This is a genomic window from Nonomuraea antimicrobica, from assembly GCF_039536965.1.
Taxonomy (GTDB): Bacteria; Actinomycetota; Actinomycetes; order Streptosporangiales; family Streptosporangiaceae; genus Nonomuraea; species Nonomuraea antimicrobica.
Window position 1 is genome coordinate 13,174 of sequence record NZ_BAAAZP010000164.1, and the last position, 20,684, is coordinate 33,857.

16 protein-coding genes are annotated in these 20,684 nt (G+C 68.3%); 6 read left to right on the forward strand and 10 right to left on the reverse strand.

Annotated elements, in window-relative coordinates; all coding sequences use genetic code 11:
• Window positions 1–118 precede the first annotated feature (118 nt).
• Entirely contained in the window at window positions 119–1,300 is a 1,182-nt protein-coding gene (locus ABD844_RS40130; RefSeq protein WP_344890453.1) for an MFS transporter, read from the forward strand.
• On the opposite strand, the gene ABD844_RS40135 is transcribed toward ABD844_RS40130, so the two are convergent.
• The 5 genes from ABD844_RS40135 to ABD844_RS40155 form a co-directional block, all read right to left on the reverse strand.
• Complete coding sequence (locus tag ABD844_RS40135) at window positions 1,267–2,265, reverse strand: adenosine deaminase (RefSeq protein ID WP_344890456.1); 999 nt, start codon at window positions 2,263–2,265, stop codon at window positions 1,267–1,269. The two genes, ABD844_RS40130 and ABD844_RS40135, sit on opposite strands and share 34 nt — an antisense overlap.
• Window positions 2,266–2,292: 27 nt before the next feature.
• Window positions 2,293–3,168 carry a 1,4-dihydroxy-2-naphthoate polyprenyltransferase gene (locus ABD844_RS40140; protein ID WP_344890459.1) on the reverse strand — a complete coding sequence of 292 codons (876 nt, stop codon included), beginning with the start codon at window positions 3,166–3,168 and terminating at the stop codon, window positions 2,293–2,295.
• A gap of 15 nt (window positions 3,169–3,183) precedes the next feature.
• A complete protein-coding gene (locus ABD844_RS40145) occupies window positions 3,184–3,795 on the reverse strand; it encodes a GNAT family N-acetyltransferase (protein ID WP_344890462.1) in 612 nt (203 codons plus the stop codon).
• 44 nt (window positions 3,796–3,839) lie between these two features.
• Window positions 3,840–4,352, reverse strand: a complete 513-nt coding sequence (locus ABD844_RS40150; RefSeq protein WP_344890465.1) for a CGNR zinc finger domain-containing protein — start codon at window positions 4,350–4,352, stop codon at window positions 3,840–3,842.
• A 99-nt stretch (window positions 4,353–4,451) separates the two neighbouring features.
• Window positions 4,452–5,861 carry an aminotransferase-like domain-containing protein gene (locus tag ABD844_RS40155; RefSeq protein ID WP_344890468.1) on the reverse strand — a complete coding sequence of 470 codons (1,410 nt, stop codon included), beginning with the start codon at window positions 5,859–5,861 and terminating at the stop codon, window positions 4,452–4,454.
• Window positions 5,862–5,883: 22 nt separating this feature from the next.
• Here ABD844_RS40155 and ABD844_RS40160 point away from each other — a divergent pair, with 22 nt between their 5' ends.
• Together ABD844_RS40160 and ABD844_RS40165 are read left to right on the forward strand one after the other, a co-directional pair.
• Window positions 5,884–6,771, forward strand: a complete 888-nt coding sequence (locus ABD844_RS40160) for a DMT family transporter (protein WP_344890471.1) — start codon at window positions 5,884–5,886, stop codon at window positions 6,769–6,771.
• Window positions 6,772–7,427: 656 nt separating this feature from the next.
• Window positions 7,428–8,450, forward strand: coding sequence for a hypothetical protein (locus ABD844_RS40165; protein WP_344890474.1), 1,023 nt, complete (start codon window positions 7,428–7,430; stop codon window positions 8,448–8,450).
• Window positions 8,451–9,353: 903 nt separating this feature from the next.
• Here ABD844_RS40165 and ABD844_RS40170 read toward each other — a convergent pair.
• The 3 genes from ABD844_RS40170 to ABD844_RS40180 form a co-directional block, all read right to left on the reverse strand.
• Window positions 9,354–9,842 (reverse strand): GntR family transcriptional regulator, encoded by a 489-nt coding sequence (locus ABD844_RS40170; RefSeq protein WP_344890477.1) that lies wholly within the window; start codon window positions 9,840–9,842, stop codon window positions 9,354–9,356.
• Window positions 9,843–11,965: 2,123 nt separating this feature from the next.
• Window positions 11,966–12,622, reverse strand: a complete 657-nt coding sequence (locus ABD844_RS40175; protein WP_344890480.1) for a JAB domain-containing protein — start codon at window positions 12,620–12,622, stop codon at window positions 11,966–11,968.
• 935 nt (window positions 12,623–13,557) lie between these two features.
• Complete coding sequence (locus ABD844_RS40180; RefSeq protein WP_344890484.1) at window positions 13,558–14,274, reverse strand: GntR family transcriptional regulator; 717 nt, start codon at window positions 14,272–14,274, stop codon at window positions 13,558–13,560.
• A gap of 549 nt (window positions 14,275–14,823) precedes the next feature.
• Between ABD844_RS40180 and ABD844_RS40185 the strand changes: the two genes are divergently transcribed.
• From ABD844_RS40185 to ABD844_RS40195, 3 genes are all read left to right on the forward strand, one after another.
• A complete protein-coding gene (locus ABD844_RS40185; protein WP_344890487.1) occupies window positions 14,824–15,279 on the forward strand; it encodes a GNAT family N-acetyltransferase in 456 nt (151 codons plus the stop codon).
• Between the two features lie 626 nt (window positions 15,280–15,905).
• A complete protein-coding gene (gene dapA / locus ABD844_RS40190; RefSeq protein ID WP_344890490.1) occupies window positions 15,906–16,823 on the forward strand; it encodes a 4-hydroxy-tetrahydrodipicolinate synthase in 918 nt (305 codons plus the stop codon).
• A 54-nt stretch (window positions 16,824–16,877) separates the two neighbouring features.
• Window positions 16,878–18,563 carry a ribonuclease J gene (locus ABD844_RS40195; RefSeq protein WP_344890493.1) on the forward strand — a complete coding sequence of 562 codons (1,686 nt, stop codon included), beginning with the start codon at window positions 16,878–16,880 and terminating at the stop codon, window positions 18,561–18,563.
• 417 nt (window positions 18,564–18,980) lie between these two features.
• Here the strand turns inward: ABD844_RS40195 and ABD844_RS40200 are convergent, their stop codons facing one another.
• Window positions 18,981–19,760: an ABC transporter permease subunit gene (locus ABD844_RS40200; protein ID WP_344890496.1), complete on the reverse strand. Its 780-nt coding sequence runs from the start codon at window positions 19,758–19,760 to the stop codon at window positions 18,981–18,983.
• 139 nt (window positions 19,761–19,899) lie between these two features.
• Window positions 19,900–20,664, reverse strand: a complete 765-nt coding sequence (locus ABD844_RS40205; RefSeq protein WP_344890499.1) for an ABC transporter permease — start codon at window positions 20,662–20,664, stop codon at window positions 19,900–19,902.
• Window positions 20,665–20,684 lie beyond the last annotated feature (20 nt).

Consider the following 20,684-nt stretch of genomic DNA (forward strand, 5'->3'; position numbering starts at 1 on the left):
CTGTGTTCCGCATGCCCGCACACTAGCAACACATGGACGCATGGACAAGCATCCATATATCGCCTAGGCTCCCGCCCTGTCACTTCCGAGTCCCCTCTGGAAAGGCAGGCGCCACCCGATGGTGAAACGACTCCTTCCTCTGGCCCTGGCGACGTTCGCCGTCGGCACCGACAGCTACGTCATCGCGGGCCTGCTCCCCTCCATCGCCACCGACCTGCGGGTCTCCACCCCGGCCGCCGGGCAGCTCGTGACGGTGTTCGCCCTGGTGATGGCCCTGTCAGCGCCGGTCATGGGGGCGCTCACCAGCGGCCTGGACCGGCGGTCCGCACTGCTCGTCGCGCTCGGCGTCTTCGTGGCCGGCAACGTCGTCACCGCCCTGGGCACCGAATACGCGGTGGTGATGATCGCCCGAGTCGTCACCGCGATCGGCGCCGGGGCCATCAACTCCGCCGCCTCCAGCACCGCGGCGGCCGTCGCGCCGCCAGAACGCCGGGGCCGGGCACTCGCCTTCGTCATGGGCGGCCTCACCCTGGCGACGGTGCTGGGTCTGCCGCTCGGCACGCTGATCGGCCGTACCGACTGGCACCTCACCCTGTGGGCCGTCGCCGGGATCGGTCTCGTGGCGGCCCTCGGCATCGCCGTCGGACTGCCCAAGGTGACGCTGCCCGCCGCCTCACTGGGCGAGCGGCTGCGCCCGCTCAGGCAGGGCCGGGTCGCCGGGCTGCTGGCGGTGACCACGCTGGCCTTCCTCGGCGTCTACACCCTCTACACCTACCTCGCCCCGGCCCTCCAGGGCGCGACAGGCGGCTCGGAGCTGCTGCTCACCGTCGTCCTGCTGGCCTGGGGAACCGGCGTCCTGGGTGGGAACGTCCTCGCCGGACGGCTGGTCGACCGGCGTGCCCCCGCGCACGTGCTGACCTGGACGCTCGCCGTCGCCGCCGTCGCCCTGGCCCTCACCCCGGTGGCGACCGCCGCCCTGGTCCCCGCGCTGGTGTGGGCCGCGATCTGGGGCGTGACCGTGGGCCTCGTCGTCGTGCCCCAGCAGCACCGGCTCCTCGCCCTCGGCCCGGCCGCCGCCCCCGTTCTCCTCGGGCTCAACTCCTCGGCCCTCTACCTCGGGATCGCGCTCGGCGGCGGCCTCGGCGGCCTGGCGCAGGAATGGCTCGCCATCACGCCCGCCATGCTGGGGCTCTCGGCCGCCGGAATCACCGCCCTGACCCTGCTCTACCACGTGACCACCGCACGCCGCTGGGAGAGGCCGGAGCGTCAGGCGACGTACGCGTCGACCTCGGCGAGATAGGCGTCCTTGAGCTGCCGTGGCAGCCAGGTGACCTCGAAGGCGTTGCGCTGGAGCTGGGCCTGCTCCTCCCGCGTGAGCTGCAGCGCGTCCTGGAGGGCCAGGAGGTTCTCCAGCACGTACGCCGAGAAGTACGCGGGATCGTCGGAGTTGATCGTCACCCGCACGCCCAGGTCCATCAGCTTGCGGATGCCCTCGGCCTTCATCGACCCGGTGACGTAGCCGTTGGACACCGGACAGCACGTCAGCCCCATGCCACGGGCCAGCACCGTCTCCACCAGCCGCTGGTCCTCCAGGAGGTTGACGCCGTGGTCGACGCGGTCGACGCCGATCTCGTCGACGGCCTGCCGGATGTGCTCGATCGCGTCGTCCTGGTCGACGTCGCAGTGCATGGTCAGCAGGTAACCCTCCTGCCTGGCCCGCTCGTAGACCGCCGCGAACTTGCTCGGCGGGTTGCCCTTCTCGTCGGAGTCGAGCCCCACCCCCACGATCCACTCCTTGTACGGCAGCGACTCCAGCAGCGTCGCCATCGCGTATTCGGCCTGGAAGTCGCGCAGGAAGCACATGATGAGCTGCGCCCGCACCCCGAGCTGCGCGTACGCGTCCATCAGCGCCCGCCGCAGCCCTCTGACCACCACGTCGAACGGCACGCCGCGCGAGGTGTGCGCCTGCGGGTCGAAGAAGATCTCCACGTAGCGGACGTTCTGCCCGGCGGCCCTGCGCAGGTAGGCCATGGCCAGGTCGTAGAAGTCGGGCTCGGTGCGCAGCACCCGCATGCCCTCGTAGTAGATCGTCAGGAAGGACGGCAGGCTGTCGAAGGTGTAGGCCGCCCGCATCTCCTCGACCGTCGAGTACGGCAGCTCGAGGCCGTTGCGCCCGGCCAGCTCGAACTTGAGCTCGGGCTCCAGCGTGCCCTCGATGTGCAGGTGCAGCTCGCACTTGGGGAGACCGGCGATGAAATCCTTCACCGTCTCACCCTAAATGACGGCCTACCGTTAGAAAATGATGGCCAGCCCCACCGCGAACAGCAGCCCGTACGCCATCTGCAGCTTGCCCGTCTGCTGCAGCACCGCGATGAGCGCCGGGCCCACCGCCCTGCCCAGCACCGAACGGATGGGGGAGATCGCCAGCGGCGCGGCCAGCAGCACCAGCGCCGCCCACGGCGTGATCGGCACCATCGCCACCGCCACCACGAACGGCACCACCTGGCAGGCCACATACAGCGCACGGGTGCGCTCGGCCCCCATCCGCACCGCCAGCGTACGCTTGCCCGCCTGCCCGTCCGTGCCCACGTCGCGCAGGTTGTTGACCACCAGCATCGAACACGACAACAGCCCCACCGGCACCGAGGCGAACAACGCCGCCCAGCTTAGGTGCTCGGTCTGCACGAAGGCGGTGCCGACCACGGGCACGACCCCGAAGAACACGAACACGGCCGGCTCGCCCAGCCCGTGGTAGCCGTACGGATGCTTGCCGCCGGTGTAGAACCAGGCGGCCGCGATCGCCGCCGCGCCCACCAGCAGCACCCACCACGCCCGCGTCGCCACGACCAGGACCAGCCCCAGCACCGCCGCCACGGCGAAGCAGCCCAGCGCGGCGGTCAGCACCTCCCGCGGCGTGGCCGCGCGCGAGCCGACCAACCGCATCGGGCCGACCCGCTGGTCGTCGGTGCCCCGGATGCCGTCGCTGTAGTCGTTGGCGTAGTTGACGCCGATCTGCAGCGACAGCGCCACGAACAGCGCCAGGATCGCCCGCCACCACACGAAGCCGCCCTCACCGACGGCCACGCCGGTGCCCACCATGACGGGCACGACGGCGTTGGGCAGGGTGCGCGGGCGGGCTCCGGCGATCCACTGACCGGGGGTTGCCATGTTGCTCTTCAATCTCTAGCTGATGTCGGTGGTGAGCCGGACCATCCTGATCGGGCGGCCCATGTCGAGGACGCGCTCGGCCATGTCCTCGCCCCAGCCCGCCGACTCCAGGAAGCCGAGCACCGCGTAGTTGTCGGCGAACACCCAGGTGACGATCTGCCGGAAGCCGTCTTCTCGCAGGTAGTCGACCGTGGCGTTGAGCAGGCGGCTGCCGTGCCCCCTGCGGACGAAGTCGGGGTCGACCAGCAGCGTCAGCATCTCGGCCACCACGCCGGGGTCGAGGTCGGGATCCTCGGCGGGGGCATGGGAGGCCAGGCCCACCACGCGCTCTCCGCCGCGGGGGGTGACCAGCGCCGCCGCGGCGCCGCCCGCGCCGAGGGCGGGGAAGCCCTCGGTGTCGAGGATGGTCTCCACCGCCACCAGCACCCGGTGCATGGGGCTGGGCGGGGCGACGATCGCCTCGTCCCACTGGCGCAGCCACATCTTCTCGGCCGCCGCGCCAGTCATCTGCTCGAGTGGGCCTTCGGGGAGGAAGTCCCGATAGCCGTAGCGCCAGGCGCGGATCTGAGTGTTCGCAACCTGGAGCACATCCTCGCGCCGGGCCGCCCGGACGCCTACGTCTGCCATCTCGGCCCGCTCCTTCGCCTGCCGTTCATGCCACAAGGCACGAGTTACACCGTATCGGTGTTTGAGCCTTGGAGACGACGCGAACCACGCTTCCTCGCCCGGTATGCCCGCGTCTTAGTACGGTTGCCGCATACCCGCATGGAACACCACGACCGGGAACGGTTCTTTGACGAGTCGATGAACGCCCACTGACACGTGCCCTCCGCGCACACCTTGAGCCGGTCCCACGACGCGGACACCGCCGCCGCGGCGATGCCGGCCAGCCCGCCCCGGACCCCGTCCGCCGCCGGCACCAGCTCAGGACCCTCCGCCCGCACCCTGACCTGGAGCGGCAGGGCCGGTAGCGGGGCCTCCTCACGCCTGAGCGCGGCCCTGAGGCCCTCGCGGAGGTGGTGGGCGGCGTGCAGGTCGTCGTCGGTGGCCCGGTCGCCGGGCCCGGCCAGGCCGCGGTCGCGCAGCCACAGGGCCAGCTCGGCGGGGGAGGACAGCTCGTCCGCCTGGGCTTCGACGTCGAAGGTGTTCACGAAGTCTCGTACGAGCTCCGTGGAGAACGGCATGCCGCCACTCTACTGGGCGACACCCGCCTTCGTGATCAACGGGGGCAGTTCGGCGGGGCGTCGGGGCGCCCGGCCTCGGGGGTTTGAGAGGTGCGGGTGTCACTCGGCTTCGTGGGAGGTCAGGGCTAGGGCTTCGGCGAGGCGCCGTACCCCTTCGCCCAGCTCCGCCAGATGGGCGGCGGCCATGTGCGTGACCCGGATGCGCGGCCCCGGCGGCTCCGACGGGTAGTACATCCGTCCCGGGCTCACCAGCACCCCGTTCCGCCTGGCGGCCTCCACCAGGGCGGTCTCGTCCACGTCGGCGGGCAGGTGTACCCAGAGGTGCATGCCGCCGATGGGCAGCAGGTAGGTCCGCGCCCGCGGCATGCGCGCGGCGAGGGCCGCGGCCAGCGCGTCGCGCCGGGTCCTGATCTCGGCGTGCACGGCCGTCAGGTGCCGCCGCCAGGCCGTCGAGCCCACGAACTCCAGCGCCGTCTCCTGGAGGGGCCGCGCCACGAAGAACGACTCCACGAGCTGGCTCGCCCGAAGCCGGTGCGCGGCGGGCCCCCTGGCGATGACCGCCGCCACCCGCAGGCTGGGTGAGAGGATCTTGGTCAGCGAGCCGATGTGCACGACGGTGCCGTGCTCGTCCATGGAGGCCAGCGACGGGGGCGGGTGCTCGGTCAGGTACCGCGCGAAGTTGTCCTCCACCACGAACGCCCCCGCCGCCCTGGCGACCTGCAACACCTGCTCGCGGCGCTCGACCGGCAGGGTCGCGCCGGTGGGGTTGTGCAGGGTGGGCTGGCAGAAGAACACCCGCGCCCCCGTGACGGCGAACGCCTCGGCCAGCAGGTCGGGACGTACGCCGTCGTGGTCCATGGGCACGGCCGTGGCCCGCAGCCCCGCCGCCCTGGCCGCCGCCAGCGCGCCCGGGTAGGTGGGCGTCTCGACCAGCAGGGGCGTGCCCGGCGCCGCCAGCGCCCTGAACGCGTGCGTGAGCGCCGCCTGCCCACCGCTGACGATCACGGCGTCGGACGCGGTCACGTCACCCCCGGCCTGCACGGCGAACCAGCGCCGCAGCTCCGGCAGCCCGGTCAGCGGCGGCACGGCCCAGGCGTCGGGCCTGCGCACCGCCCGTGCCGCCGCGGCCGCGAGCTGCTTGTCCGGGCGCAGCCCCGGCCGCAGGTAGCCGCCGGTGAGCGGCACCACCCCCTCGGCCGCCGTACCCAGCAGCGCCGCGACGGGCCCCTCGTCGACCACGCGATCGCCCAGGGCGACGGTCTGCCAGGACAGATCGGCCGCCTCGCGGGCCCGCCCCACCGGTTGCGCCACGAACGCCCCGCTGCCCGGCCTGGTCACCACGCGTCCTTCGGCCGCCAGTTGCCCGATGGCCCTGGAGACGGTGACGGGGCTGACGTTGTGCCGGCGCACGATCTCCCTGCTGGACGGCAATCGCGCTCCCGGGCCGAGCCGATCGGCCTCTTCCCGCAGTATCGCGGCAATCTGGGCGATACTGCTATCGTTGTCCATGAGAGATCAGAGTAGCGCTATTGTGGTCGATACGGTAGCGGTCCACCGGCGCGGCCAGGGCACGGCCCTGGCGTTCCTGGGCGTCCTGGCGTTCTCCGGCTCGTTCCCGGGCACCGTTCACGCGATGCAGGGTTTCGACCCCTGGCTGGTGGCCATCGGGCGGGCCGCCGTCGCGGGCGTCCTCGCCCTGACCTGCCTGGCGGCCACCGGCACCCCGCTGGTCCCGCCCCGAGCCCACTGGCCCTCGTACGCGCTGATCTCCCTGGGCGTGGTCTTCGGCTTCCCGCTCTTCAGCGGCCTGGCCCTGGACCTCGGCGCCAGTACCGCCCACGCCGCCGTGGTCACGGGCCTCCTCCCGGTGGCCACGGCCGTCTGCGCCGTACTGAGAGCCGCTGAACGCCCCCGCCCGCTCTTCTGGGCCGCCTGTACGGCCGGAGCCCTCGCCATCACCGCGTTCACGCTCATCCAGCACCAGGGGCGGCCCTCCTGGCCCGACCTGCTCCTTCTGGGCGCCCTCGGCTCCGCCGCGATCGGCTACACCGAAGGGGCCCGGCTCTCCAGGCGTATTCCGGGGTGGCAGGTCATCTCCCACGCCCTCGTGTTCTCCCTCCCGGTGACCGTCCCCGTCTCGGCCGTCCTCGCGCTCACCACTCCCATCAGCCCCTCCGGGCCTGCCCTGGCGGGCTTCGCGTACGTGTCGGCGATCTCCATGTTCCTCGGCTTCATCCCTTGGTACGCGGGCCTGGCCAGAGGCGGGATCGCCAGGGCCGGGCAGACCCAGCTCGTCCAGCCGCTGCTGACCCTCGTCTGGGCCTGGTTCCTGATGGGCGAACGCTTCGGGCCGCCGACCGTTGTGGCGGCCCTGGCCGTACTCGTCTGCGTGGCCGTCACCCAGCGCGCCCGTACGTGAGGGTGGGCGGGGTGCGCACGCGTACAACTCCCGCCCGTCCCGAAGCACCTCCAGCCTCTTCCGACACCCCGGCCCCTCAGACGCATCCACCCCTCACGCACCCCCGACCCCGCGCCCCTTGCGGACGCCCGGCCCTACGCCCCTTACGCACGCCCGGCTCCGCGTCCCTTGCGCATGCCCGGCCCTACGCCCCTTGCGCACGCCCGGCTCCGCGCCCTTCACGCACCCCCGGCTCCGCGCCCCTCACGCATGCCCAACTCTTCGTGGACGGGCGCTCAAACCCTCACGGCCGCGCAGCCGATGTCGCCCGCACGCCCAGCCCCTTCCCCTTCCCCGAAACGGATGTCGTCACGAATGCACCCCCAGCCCGGCCCTTCACACAACGGACACCCGGCCCCACACGCACGCGCGGCACTTGGCCGTTGGGCGCGCACGCTTTTTCGAGAACCGCCGTCCTGGTTCGAGGGGCTGTGCGGCGGCCCGCCTGTGCTTGTCGGCCGGCCCGCGCCGTAACCAGAGGTGCCGAGCAGAGGCGCCCAGCAGAGGTGCCCAGCTGTTTGCCCAGCCCACACCCAGGGCACATGAGGCAGCGCGGAGGGCTCGCACTTGAAAGCCGTGACGCTTCCCCGCAGGATGGGAGAGGAGGTGTCACAACCATGGCAGACCTCACGATCCCAGAGGGCGGTTTCTGGCCCGCGCCGGAGATCCCGCAGCCCAACATCTATCCCATGGAATGGCACGTCGAGACCGAGAAGCTCGCCGCCATCTACGAGAAGTCCAAGCGCGTGGTCTGGAACCCGGCCGACCTGCCCTGGGACGGCCTCGATCCCAACGATTTCACGCGGGAGCAGCGCCTGGGCATCATGTACTGGTTCGCGGTGCTGGCGAACTTCGACGCCTCCGGACCGGCCGTGTTCGCCCGCGCGACCATCCAGGCCTTCGAGAAGCACGAGGAGGACCCGGTCAGGAAGTGCTTCTTCTCGATCACCCGTGACGAGATGAACCACGAGGAGTGCTGCCAGCGCACCATCGCCAGGCTCTGGCCGGGCGGCCCGCTCGACTGGACCCCGTCCGACGACCTCGAATCGGCCGCCCACAACAACATCGGCTGGCTCTACCACAACGGCGGCCGCTACTGGACCGGCTACAACTCGGCCGTCGGCAGGTATTCGCTGCCCGTCCTGTTCACGAGTTTCATGATGGGGGAGATGGCCGCCTCCACGCTCTTCAGAGGCATGGCCTCCGGCACCCAGCACCCGGTCTTCAGCGAGATGTTCCACCGCATCGGCCGCGACGAGTCCCGGCATCTGCAGATCTGCATGACCATCCTGGAAAACGAATGGCCGGGCCTCACTGACGCGACCCGTACGCTCATCACACGTCAACTCCGGGCGGGATTCGTCTTTCTCAGCATGATTCTCTGGGAGCCGCCCGAGGGTTTCTGGGAACTGCCGCCGTACTTCCTGCCCAATCACCGCGTCCTCATGGACCACGCCCGGCAGGCCGGGCTGGGCGTGCTTTCGTACGAGGAGCAGGCGGAGAACTGGCGGGTGGCGATGGCCCGAATCCGCGCGATCGTGGAACGCTGGGGGATCGCCTTCCCTGCCATTCCCGAGCTCGACCTGGAAGGCGTACCGGTCGACTTCATCAATCCGGATGACATCATCCCCGTCTTCTAGGCCGAACCCACGCACGGCCGTCACCGAAGATCGACGCCCGCGCCGCCGTCTTCATCCGATGCGCCCCCTGCGACGGACTCCACGCCCTCGACCTGGGTACGCCCACCCGGCGCCACGCACCGAGTGCGAGCCCTGGCCCCACAAGACATGCGTGCCCCGGGACGCAGGACCGCCGACTGCGACCGTTCCCCGGGTTGACGCGTAAAACCAACGCACCGCCGGCACAGGCCAGCGAAGGCCGCCGCACAAGAACTGGCGGACAGATACGGCGCCACCATAGGCCCGCGAGGCATACACGCTTCAGCGCCCCTGCCCGCAGGTCCGTCGACTACAACCTCCCCGGGCTGATGAGTGCAACCCGACGCACCACCAGCAGGAACCCGGCAGACCAGTCCCGAACCAGCGAAACACAAGCACTGCAACACCCCGCCCGGGCCCGCGAGGCATGCGTGCCCAGCGCCCCTCCATAGGACCGCCGACAGCGACAACCGTCTCCGGGCCTGTCGCACACGGTCCGGACCCGCCGTCGGAAGAGGCCCCGCCACGCCGGGTTCGGGCAGGTGAGACACACACGCACCGTTGCGTCGCTGTGCCGCGCTCCCCAACGTGCAACTCAGCCCCAGTTCTGCCGGCCCGCAACCCTTCTGCCTGTACCGCTCACACAGAAGCGCCACACGCATGAGGAGTGAGGAGCCGTGATGCGGTGCGGTAGCCGCCGCGTCTCTCGGGCATGTCGATCCCGGGGATGACCGCAACCACATGGTTCGGCAGGCGATGCGACCTTGCCCGGGACGACAGCCGCTCGGCGTTCAGTAATCGCTGACCGAGCGCCGTCCGCCTGTCGGTGTGCAGTATCGGTCGTTCACCAGTGGCCGGCGGCGGTTGATGGTGAACGGCCGGGCGCTAATCTCCTCCACCGACCGGCCACTTCTCCGCCCGGGACACGAAGCTCCCCCGATGCGGAACGCTGTACACCCACCCCTCGTCCCGCAGCAACGCGACGGCCCGCCGGACCGTCTCACGCGCCGCACGATACTTCCGCACCAACTCGGCCTCGGTCGGAATTTGTTGTCCTGCTGCCAGCTCGCCGCCCTGGATCCGCTCCCGGATTTCCCGGGCGATATGTCGATAGAACGGCACCTGCCGCCCCGCCACCTCTGCCTGGCCGGGAACGCTGACGAACGTCCCCTCACCCTGCCGCGTATGAACCAGCCCCTGGCTTCGCAGCACTTGAATTGCCCTGCGCGCGGTCGTACGCGCGACGTTGAACTCCCGCTGGATTCCCGCCTCGCTGATCACCAGATCCCCGGGGGAGAGTTCGGCGATGATGCGCGTCCTGATGACTTCGCTGATCTGAAGATATAGAAAGGTGTCACCCTCGCGACTCAGCACACTCCAAGGGTATCCAATGGCCCGGCAAAGGGAAGGCCAATCAAGAACCTTGACTAATGGGCTATATTTCAGAGTGTGCCACATATCCACCTCGATGCGACATTAAAGACGGTCATTGGAGTTCATGGAGATGCGCTATATAACGCCCTCTGGTTGCCTTTGTGCCTGCATATTTCCGCATTGCCGAATTCTCGTCAGGAATAACCCCGTTGGTGGGATCTCTCCGTACTCGCTCCGTTCGGCAGCCGGCTGAGCCGGTCCTCCGGTTGACCGGCCATGCGACGCTCGCCACGTACGCGAGCAAGATCCAGAAGAACGAGGACCAGCACGATAACGCCCGGCCACCTCGCGCATCCGCCCGCCCCCTGCGATCCCTCCTCGCTTCGGCCTAGCTGGGCACGTGTGGGGCAGCCCGGTCCAGCCGGGGCGCGGCCTCGCCCTTCACGCCGTCCCCACGCACAGGCGACCTTGTCGCATTCAGCCTGGCCAGCCTGCAGTACCGACCAGGCCACGATGGCGCCGTGCGGGAAGTCATGACGCCCCAGGTATCGAACGACATCGGCCGAGTACGAGCACCATGAGCCGCGAGGTCGAGTACGAGCACCATGAGCCGCGGGGTCGAGTACGAGCACCATGAGCCGCGAGGTCGAGCACGGGCGCCATGAGCCGCGAGGTCGAGCTCGGACACTACGAGTGAGAGGGGGGAAGCCCTCGGGAACCCGGGCAAGAGGGTAATCTCGCGAAACCCCGGGCCGCACCCGCCCTCGGTAGGCAGGCCCCGCCAGCGTGCCGCTTGCACCAGCACGCCCAAGGACCGCCCGCCAACTCTTAACCGGCAGAACCTCGCCATCCTCAATGTGGCGCAGGCAGCCCCAGAGGTAAGGAGTCGCTCAGGGCGAGGAAAGAGGAAAATGGTGACGGCCATCGCGACCCTTACGAAGACGCAGTTCGCAAGGATGTCGAGCGCGATGGCCGCGGTCAACAGTCTGACGCCTCGACCCTTGTCCAGGGAAGAGGTTTCTGACCAGTAGCCCCGACTTTCATTGACGATCTTAGTCAGGAAACCTGATTGTGCACCCAGCGCCGGATTCCCTGAGAATGCCCCCGCCTGCGCTGCCCGCGATCGGGCACGAGTGCCCCTGACGGCCCATGCACATCTCTGCTCGAAACTCAGTTGGTCGGGGAGTTCCCGGGCCGCCCTGCCAGCAGACTCGGGTGTCCGGTTGCCGCCGGCGAGTGAACGCTTCCCTCCCCTGGACCGATCACGGGTCCCGGGAACAGATCGGGCCCTCCGCAGCGGTGGTCAGGAGTCTTGATCGCCGAAGGGATGTCGTGCTCGCCGACCGGAGCTGTCGCCCGGACCTGTAGCGGGAGGCCGAACGCGCGGCCCGAGCCACCGCCTCGCCCCCGGCCAGAGCCAGCCGGCCTGTCCCCTCCCCGGTCCGAGCAGTCGGCATATCCCAGATCCGAGCTACCGGCCTGTTCCCGGCCAGAGCCAGCCAGCCTGTCCCCTCCCCGGCCAGAGCTGTCGGCCTGTCCCCTCCCCGGTCTGAGCCGTCGGCCTATCCCCGGTCCGAGCTACCGGCCTATCCCCGGTCCGAGCTACCGGATTGACGCCGACCCAAGCAGCCAGAGTGACCCGGCCGGAGCCGCTGGATTGGCACCGGTCCAAGCAGTCGGATTGACCCCGGCCCGAGCGGGCGGATTGTCACCGGATGGGAGTGCCGCCACCCATCCGGTGACAACAGTGCGCAACAGGCACCTGTGCACGCAGAGCCATCGCCCCTGCAGACCGAACACCGTCGACGATGACATGCTCAGGTATCCAATGCTGACGCACCTGCTATCCCGCGCGTTGTCCCGGGTGACGCGCCTGCCCACCCCGACAAAGTGCGGGATGGACTTCACCCGGGACGAACGCGAGCCCATGGACCTGGTCCCATGCTGTTTCAAGGGGAAACGGAACCACAGCCCATGACGAGTATTGGCCGGCTGACGTCCGTAACGGCCTACCCGCGTCATTAGATTCTCATGGTCATCCGTTGGAAAACTGCCGTTCGGCGCTATATATGGGATGATGCCGTTTGCGGTTGGATGGGTTCATAATCCGCCGTGGAATTGGTTTAGGTGGGAATCCGCCTCCAGGCGCCGTCCGAGATGATCAGATGGTCGAGCAACCGGAGCCCGACCGTCCGCGCGGCCTCGACGAGCCGGGCCGTGGCCTCCAGGTCTTCCGGGCTGGGTTCGAGCGAGCCTCCCGGGTGATTGTGGGCAAGCCCGAACATCGCCCCACCCGAGGTGAGCACCTCCGTGATCAGTTCGCGTACGGGCATCGCAGTGTGATCGCTGCCGCCTTCGGTCAGCACCGCACGCTTCAGAATCCGTCCGCCGGTATCGCACACCACCATGACCAGGCGTTCCTGCCTCCGGTCACGCAGGAGCGGCGCGCACGCGTGGGCCAGGTCGGACGTGCTCGTGATCCGCTCACGCTCCGGCCACGCGTCCGCCCGGCGTACGAGTTGGAAGGCCGCGGTCACCCGCGCGGCCTTGGCAGGGCCGATCCCGCGCAGCGCGAGTAACCGATGCGGGTCGGAACGACTGAGCGCATTGAGATCCCCGCAGTGCTCGATCACCTGGGTGGCCAGGTCGAGAGCGCTCGCTCCACGGAACCCCGAGCCGAGCAGCACGGCCAACAGCTCCCGGTCTGCCAGTGCGGCAGCACCGATGGACATGAGCCGTTCGCGCGGCCGGTCACGCTCGGACAGGTCTTTGACTCGCATCGGCAACCTCCGCAACCGTTGTATCAACCCGCACCGACAATCTCTGAGCTGCACGTTCCCGGCAGATCCGCGTGATTGTCACGCGTTCACGGCACGGTGGGCACCGCGATTGGGCAGAATCCCCGATGGCCTGCAGCGCGGCCGGCAGACAGGCGTCCCTCGTCGGGCGCCGAAAGGTATGGCAGAACTGCGACTGCTCCCTGGGCGCCCCTCGGTACGGCACCAAGAAGTGGCCCGGGCGTGACCGATGTGGAGGAAACGGCACTACGAACAACGAAACGTGGTTCGCCACCGGCATCCTGACGCCCATGGCGACCAGGGCAAATGCCTGGAATTGCCCATGACGACCAGGATGAACACCTGCAATTCGAGCGACGGGACGCGCACAATCGCACATGCCCGGCCGAGGCCGCGGCGACGGAGCAACCTGCCAGCCGATGGCGAACACGGGAGGAGGCACTGAAACGTGATCACATGGTGCGCTGAACGGGACGCGTCGCGCAGTCGCCCCCAAGACGGAGCGCGACTCGCCCGCGGCTGACCGGAACGGCACACGTGGCTCGCTCAGGCCCTCCATGCGGCGGGCGGCGCCCATGGGACTGAGCCTTGCGTCGGCTGCGTCCGCGGAAGTGGTCCGCAGCAGTGGTGTGTGAGTTAGTCCTGGTCACAGGCGTGGGGCCGCGAAACGGCGACGGCCGCGGCGCATGCGACTGGCGCGTACCTGCCTCAAAGGGCTACACACGGCTTCAGCCTGACGCCCGCCCTGGTCCCCACGGTGTGCGCTGTCATCCGGGAGTACGTACGGTAACGATTTGCTCCGATCCATGCCCGCAGTCTCGACGCGTTTGTCCGGGATTCGCGCCATATTACAGGGGTCGAGTCGAGGGAGCTCCGGGCGAGCGATCAAGGAGGGCGCGCGCCCGGAGCTCCCCGGCCTAAACAGGCATGCTGTAGGTGACCCGGAAGCGATCTCCTGGAATAACGATGTCGCTGGTCTCCACCGGGCGATCTCCCGCCCAATGAGTCCGCTCCACGTGCAGGACGTGCACACCCGCCGCCAGATCCAGCGCATCGCTCTCCACGGGACGGGGGATCCGGGTGTGTACGCTTTCGACGATCTCGGTGATCTTTATCCCGTGTGCGTACAGTCTCGTGACCAGACTCCGCCGCTCCTCTTCCGGATGCAGGGTGAACTCGCGCAGCTCATAGGACGTGGCCAGTTGCAGTGGACGCCCGTCTCCACGGAAGAGGTAATGCGTTTTGGTGAGTGTGGCCGTCTCGGGCAGGCGTAGCCGTCTGGCGATGTCGGGGCCGGCTTCGACGGGTTCGCTGTGCCAGTCCCAGGTCACGCGTCTACCTTGAGACTGCAGGTCGGCGGCGAACGGGGCGGGGTGGTCGAGAAAGCGCCATCGGTGAAGTGGGGTGAGGTCGGGGCGTTCCCTGACGTAATGGCCCGAGCCCACGCGGCCGATGATGAGGCCCTCGCCCGCGAGGACGCGAAGTGCGTGACGGGCGGCGGTCTCGCCAACCTGATACTTACGGGTCAGCTGCGCCCGCGAGGGAATGGGCGCGCCGGGTGGAAGGCTGCCGTCGGTGATCTGTCGCCGGATGTCTTCGACGACACGCAGGTAGACCGGATCTGAGGTGGCCACTAGTCCATCCCTGGGGGTTCGTGTGAGGCGTTGCCCCATGTTGCCGTATTCGACAGGTAACCGACCGTCATCGATGACCGCTGGAGCCCCAACTTTGCGATGGCGGAAAATTATCGGAGAAACCCTGTAACGCCGATGTAAGGCGTACCGATTCTCCGGTAGAGGTCGTCGATGTGTGTACCCCCGAGCACATATCGGCGGCCTCTTCCCTGTCCGCCTCCTCGCTCCACGGCCTGCCTTCATTACGAAGGTCCTGGTCGGACGGGGGCGTAGCGTTGGGGCAAGGACTTCTCGACTGTCGGCACCGGCGACTTCGAGGCCCGCGGAGGTCCCGCCTCTCCGTGACCTGGGCCGCTGCGTGCGTTGGGTGCGCCCCGTGCAGGTGGTCTCCGGGTATCACCTCTGAGTGGTTGTGCCCTGAACGGTCACTCCTCTCTACGGTGTGACACCTGGTCCATTCGGGTGATCTACCGGGCCCTGACGCTGTATCGCGCAGAGTGCCGTAACTGTCCGTGACGTGGCAGCACCACACCGCCTTGGGGAAACTTCATGATCGACATTGGCAGGCTTCTTCCGTCTGAGCGGGACGCGTGGGAGGGCTTGTTCCGTGCATACATCGACTTCTATGAGCGAGTCGAACCGGACGAGATGTACGAGCACGCCTGGCGCGAATTCCTGGCCGACACCCGGCTGCACGCCCTCGGGGCGAGGCTGGACGGTCGGCTCGTTGGGATCACGCATTTCCTCACCCACGGGAACACGTCGGCTCCTGGTACCGACATCTGCTACTTGCAGGATCTGTTCACGGCTCAGGACGTCCGGGGCAAGGGCGTGGGCCGCGCCCTGATCGAGGCCGTCACGGACTGGGCTCGGGAACGCGCCTGCACGCGCGTGTACTGGAACACGCACGAGTCGAACAGCACCGCACGCCGCCTGTACGACAAAGTGGCCGAGAACCGCGGCTTCATCCGCTACCAGATCGACCTGCCTAAGCGGGAGCCGTAGAGCGATCGCGCAGGCCAGGGCGAGGGCGGAGGGCGGCCCAAGATCGTGGCAGCGAGCTGATGCGGGCCGGGCGTGCGGCCGGACAAGTGGCGGGACATGCCTCTGAGGGCTCGCTCTTGCTTTCCTGTTCGGGGATGTGACCAGGTGATCTCGCTGTTGCGGTCAGGCTCGATCTCGACGTAGCCGTCAGGTGGGTGTTGTCGTAGAAACCGGGGCCTGATCTTGCTGGAGTGGTGTGGCTTGCTTCGGCGTCGATGATGTGCTCGTGCTCGTCCGTGCAGGGCTAGGTCGGAGCCGGTTTCGGTGTTCGTCGCTGTGTTGTGATCCCTCCCGGAAGGCTGTGGAGATGCCCCCAGGAGGGACGGGCGGGGCGTCGGGCCAGGTGAGGCTCCGGGGAAGGTCGGGTGGGTTGTCCCTCGGGCGGGAGTGGGCCCACATCTCCTCGACTCGGGGGGCGGGAGCGGCCGACGCGGATCGTTGGTCTCGGCGAAGGGCGCGGCCGAGTCGTTCGGTGCGGGGTGATGGGGTGTCCAGAGGCTGGCGAAAGGGGGCAAAAAGCGGCCCCAGGCAGGCAAAGCGGGGTGGCGGCGTCCAATGGATTTCTGAATCCAGGTAGCGTTCGCACTATGGCATCGCCAATTGGAACCACCGACGCGCCCTTCGGCCGCATGCTGACCGCGATGGTCACGCCGTTCACCCCCGACGGTGAGGTCGATTATGCGGCCGTGCGACGTCTTGCCATCTATCTGGTGGATGAACAGCACAACGACGGACTGATCGTCAACGGGACGACTGGTGAGTCGCCTACCACGTCTGATGAGGAGAAGCAGCGCATCGTCAGCGCCGTCCTCGACGCGGTTGGTGACCGCGCGGCCGTGGTTGCTGGAGCGGGAACCAACGACACCCGCCACAGCGTCGAACTTGCGAAGCAGGCAGCGCGTGCCGGTGCACACGGCCTGCTGGTGGTGACGCCGTACTACAACAAGCCTCCGCAGGAGGGGCTGTATCAGCACTTCACCGCCGTCGCCGATGCGACGGATCTCCCCGTGATGCTCTACGACATTCCCGGACGCAGCGGCGTACCGATCAAGACCGAGACCCTGCTCCGGCTGGCGCAGCACGAACGCATCGTGGCCGTGAAGGACGCCAAGGGTGATCTGTTCGCCGCCAGTCAGGTGATGATCGCGACGGATCTCGCGTTTTACTCCGGTGACGACCTGCTCAATCTGGCCTGGCTCTCACTGGGCGCGGCCGGGTTCGTGAGCGTCGTGGGGCATGTGGTGGGCGCCGAGCTGGCGCGCATGATCCACCTGCACAAGAGCGGTGACGTGAAGGAGGCGCTGGCTGTTCACGGTCAGGTCGCGCCGGTGGTGGACGGGATCATGCTGCGCGCCGGTGGCGCGATCATGGCGAAGGCGGCGCTGAGCATGGTGGGAGTGCCGGTCGGCTCGGTACGGCTGCCGCTCGTGGACGCCACGGAGAAGCAAATCGCCGAGCTGCGTGCTTGCCTGGTAGCCGGCGGGGTGAAGTTGACAGACGCATAGGAATGGGGAGGAACCGGGAGTTTTGAGAACAAGATCTGACCATAGGGGCCAAGCATGAGTCATCCGCATCCGGAGCTTGGCCCTCCGCCCACGCTGCCCGAAGGCGGCCTGCGCATCGTCGCGCTCGGCGGATTGGGGGAAATCGGCAGGAACATGGCCGTCTTCGAATATGACGGTCGTTTGCTGGTCGTCGACTGCGGGGTGCTCTTCCCCGAGCCGGACCAGCCGGGTGTCGACCTCATCCTGCCCGACTTCGAATACATCAGAGACCGGCTCGACGACGTCGAGGCCGTGGTACTGACCCACGCCCACGAGGACCACATCGGGGCGGTGCCGTACCTGCTGCGTGAGCGGCGCGACATCCCGCTCGTCGGCTCCAAGCTCACGCTTGCCCTGATCGAGGCCAAGCTGACCGAGCATCGGATCCAGCCGACCAAAGTCGAGGTCGTCGAGGGCGAAAGGCAGGTGCTGGGGCCGTTCGACTGCGAGTTTCTCGCGGTCAACCACTCCATCCCCGACGCGCTGGCCGTCGCCATCAGGACCCCTGCCGGCATCGTGCTGCACACCGGCGACTTCCGCATGGACCAGTTGCCGAGCGACGGCCGCCTCACCGACCTCGGCGGGTTCGCCAGGCTCGGCACCGAGGGCGTCGATCTGCTGATGTCCGACTCCACCAACGCCGAGGTGCCGGGGTTCGTCACCAGCGAGCGGGAGATCGCACCGGTCATCGACGAGGTGATCCGCACTTCCGAGCAGCGGGTCATCGTGGCGAGCTTCGCCTCGCACGTACACCGCATCCAGCAGGTCATGGACGCCGCCGCCAAGCATGGCCGCAAGGTCGCGCTGGTCGGACGGTCGATGGTGCGCAACATGGGAGTGGCCCGCGACCTCGGGTATCTCAAGGTGCCGCCGGAGCTGATCGTCGACTCGCGCGACATCGAGGAATGGCCGCCCGAGGATGTCGTGCTCATCTGCACCGGCTCCCAGGGCGAGCCGATGGCGGCGCTGTCGAGGATGGCCAACCGCGATCACCCGATCCGCATCGCCGAAGGCGACACCGTGTTGCTGGCCTCGTCGCTCGTGCCGGGGAACGAGACCGCGGTCAACAAGGTCATCAACGGCCTGACCAGGTGGGGAGCCCGCGTCGTACACAAGGGCAACGCCAAGGTGCACGTCTCTGGCCACGCGGCCGCGGGCGAGCTGCTGTACGTCCTCAACCTGACACGCCCGTCGAACTTCATGCCCGTGCACGGTGAGTGGCGCCACCTGCGCGCGCACGCCAAGCTGGCCGCCCTCACCGGTGTGCCCGACGACCACATCGTGATCGCCGAGGACGGCGTTGTCGTGGACCTCGTCGACGGCCGCGCGAGGATCGTGGGCGCGGTGCACGCAGGGTATGTCTACGTCGATGGCTCGTCGGTGGGTGAGATCACCGACACCTCCCTGAAGGACCGCAGGATCCTCGGCGACGAGGGCTTCATCTCCGTGGTGGTCGTGGTCGACTCGAACACGGGCAAGCTCACCGCCGGCCCCGAGATCCACGCGCGCGGTTCGGGCATCGACCCGCTCCAGTTCGAGGAGTTCATCCCGCAGATCGAACGCGCCTTGGCGGAGAAGGCCGCGGACGGTGTGGTCGACATGCAGGAGATCCGCCGGGTCGTACGTCGTACGGTGGGCCGTTGGGTGAGCGACACCTATCGTCGTCGGCCCATGATCATTCCTGTGGTGCTCGAGGTCTGAGCACCCTGAGGACGGTACGGCAGGTGTCCTCGCCTGCCGTACCCGGCGAGGGGCCTGAACCTGGCCGGTTTCCGGCCAGGTCGGCGGCGGATGCCGAGCCTGCGCGTTTGTGATGCGCACGTGGATGGTTGGCGCGTTCATGGTGCGCTCGCGGACGATTGGCGCCTTCGTGGTGCGGTCGTGGACGACTGCGCGGTTCTCCGCGTGTGTGGTGACGGCTTGACCTGGCTGTTCCGTGTGGTGGAGGCGTTGCGCTGGCGTGGGCAACGTGGGCTGGCGTGGGCAACGTGGGCTGATGTGGGCAACGTGGGCTGGTGTGAGCACATGTGCTGGTGTGGGCACGTGGGCCCAGGGAGGCGCTGGGCCCCGGCGCGCATGGATCCTTCTGCGGGCGAGGGCTTTGGGGCTCGTGTCATGTCAGGCGTCCCTTCGGCGAATCAGCCAGGCAGCGATCACGAGCGGGGCGACCGCGTAAAGGACCAAGGCCACGGCAGCCGCCGGGGGAGGCAGGAGCGAGCCGTACACCGAGTTGGCGTTGCTGCCACCGATGACCTCTTGGGGGAGCGCACCGATCATCAGCGAGCCGAAGAACTCGCTCCACGGCTCGGGAAGTTGGCCGATGATCATGGGAATGACGTAGACCAGGCTCACGATGATCGCCATCGCACCGGCGGTTGATCGCAGGAGAGCGCCGAGCGCGAGGCCGAGCAGCGCGAACACCGGCACCGTGAGGGTGAGTGCGATCAGAAGCGGTAGCCGGTCGCCGAAGGCTGTGGCGTACGCCCCGGAGAAGCGGTCACCGAGCATGCTCTTGGTCGCGAAATAGGTGCCGAAGACCGCCGCCGCGCCGACGAGCAGGCCCAGCGTACCGATGATCACGGATTTGGCGGCCAGGATGGGCCAGCGACGGGGGACGACGGCCAGAGTCGTCCTGATCAGGCCCGTCACGTATTCGGATGTGATGGCCAGCGTGCCCAGAACGCCCAGGCACAACTGCGGGACGATCACGAGGACCTCCTCCAGGGCCGCGATCCGGGCGCGCAGTTGTTGCTCCACGGGGGCGGCGTCGTACATGTCGGCGGCCATTGCGGCGAGCCCGAGGCCCAGGAGAACGGTGCAAAGGCTGAGACCAAGGATCACGTATGTCGAGCGCACCGAGCGGAGTTTGAGCCATTCGGAGGCGAGGATGCTGCTCATGAGGACATCCGAGAGGCGGAAGTGCTGGTGACCGCACCAGCGGCGAGGGTGGATCGGACGAAGGCGGCCGGATCCGGCGGGTGCCTCGACGGCGTGAAGGCCGGTGTGAAGGTCGGTGCGAGGGCTGAGGTCGGGAAGGTCATGCGTCTCTCCTTTTGAGCGCGTTGTAGCCGATCACGAGGGTGACTAGCGGGTAGGTGAGGAGCACGGCCAGCGCGGCCCACGGCGGCAGGAAACCGTCACCCAGGCGGGACGAGAGGCGCTGATCGGCTATCTGCGGGACGAGGTTGGGCAGGAAGAGCGAGGCAACGCGGGTGTTCCATGGCGGGGGCAGGTAATTGGCGACGCCGGGCAGCACGAACAGCAGGGCGACGACCGAGACGACGGCACCTGCCGTCGATCGGATGGCGGCTCCGAGGCCGAGCCCCACCAGTGCCAGGGCGGTCACCGACAAGGCCGTGGCGAGGAGCATGGGCAAGTCGTCGGCGAGTGTGGTCTCGTTGAAACCGAGCCGGCGGTCGTTCGCGATCAGGCGGCTCGTCGTGTAGGTGAGCAGCAGGATCGAGGTGGCCGTCACGAGCGTGAACAGGCCGACGATCTCAGCCTTGGCCAGGAGTAAGGCGCCGCGCTTCGGGACCGTGACGAGACTGGTGCGGATCATGCCGGTGGTGTATTCGGAAGTGATCGTCAGCACGCCGAGCACGGCCAGGCTTAGCTGGAGCAGAGGCAGGAAACCCTCCTCGGGCGCGGCCGCCCGCAGTGTGCCGCGCTGATCGGCGAGAGTGCTTACGTAGAACGTCCACACGACACCGAGGAGCACCATCAGAGCTGCGGTGCCGATCGCGTGGTATGTCGAGCGGACCGAGCGGAACTTCAGCCATTCGGAGGAGAGGATCGCCTTCATCGGGCGGCTCCGTATTGGAC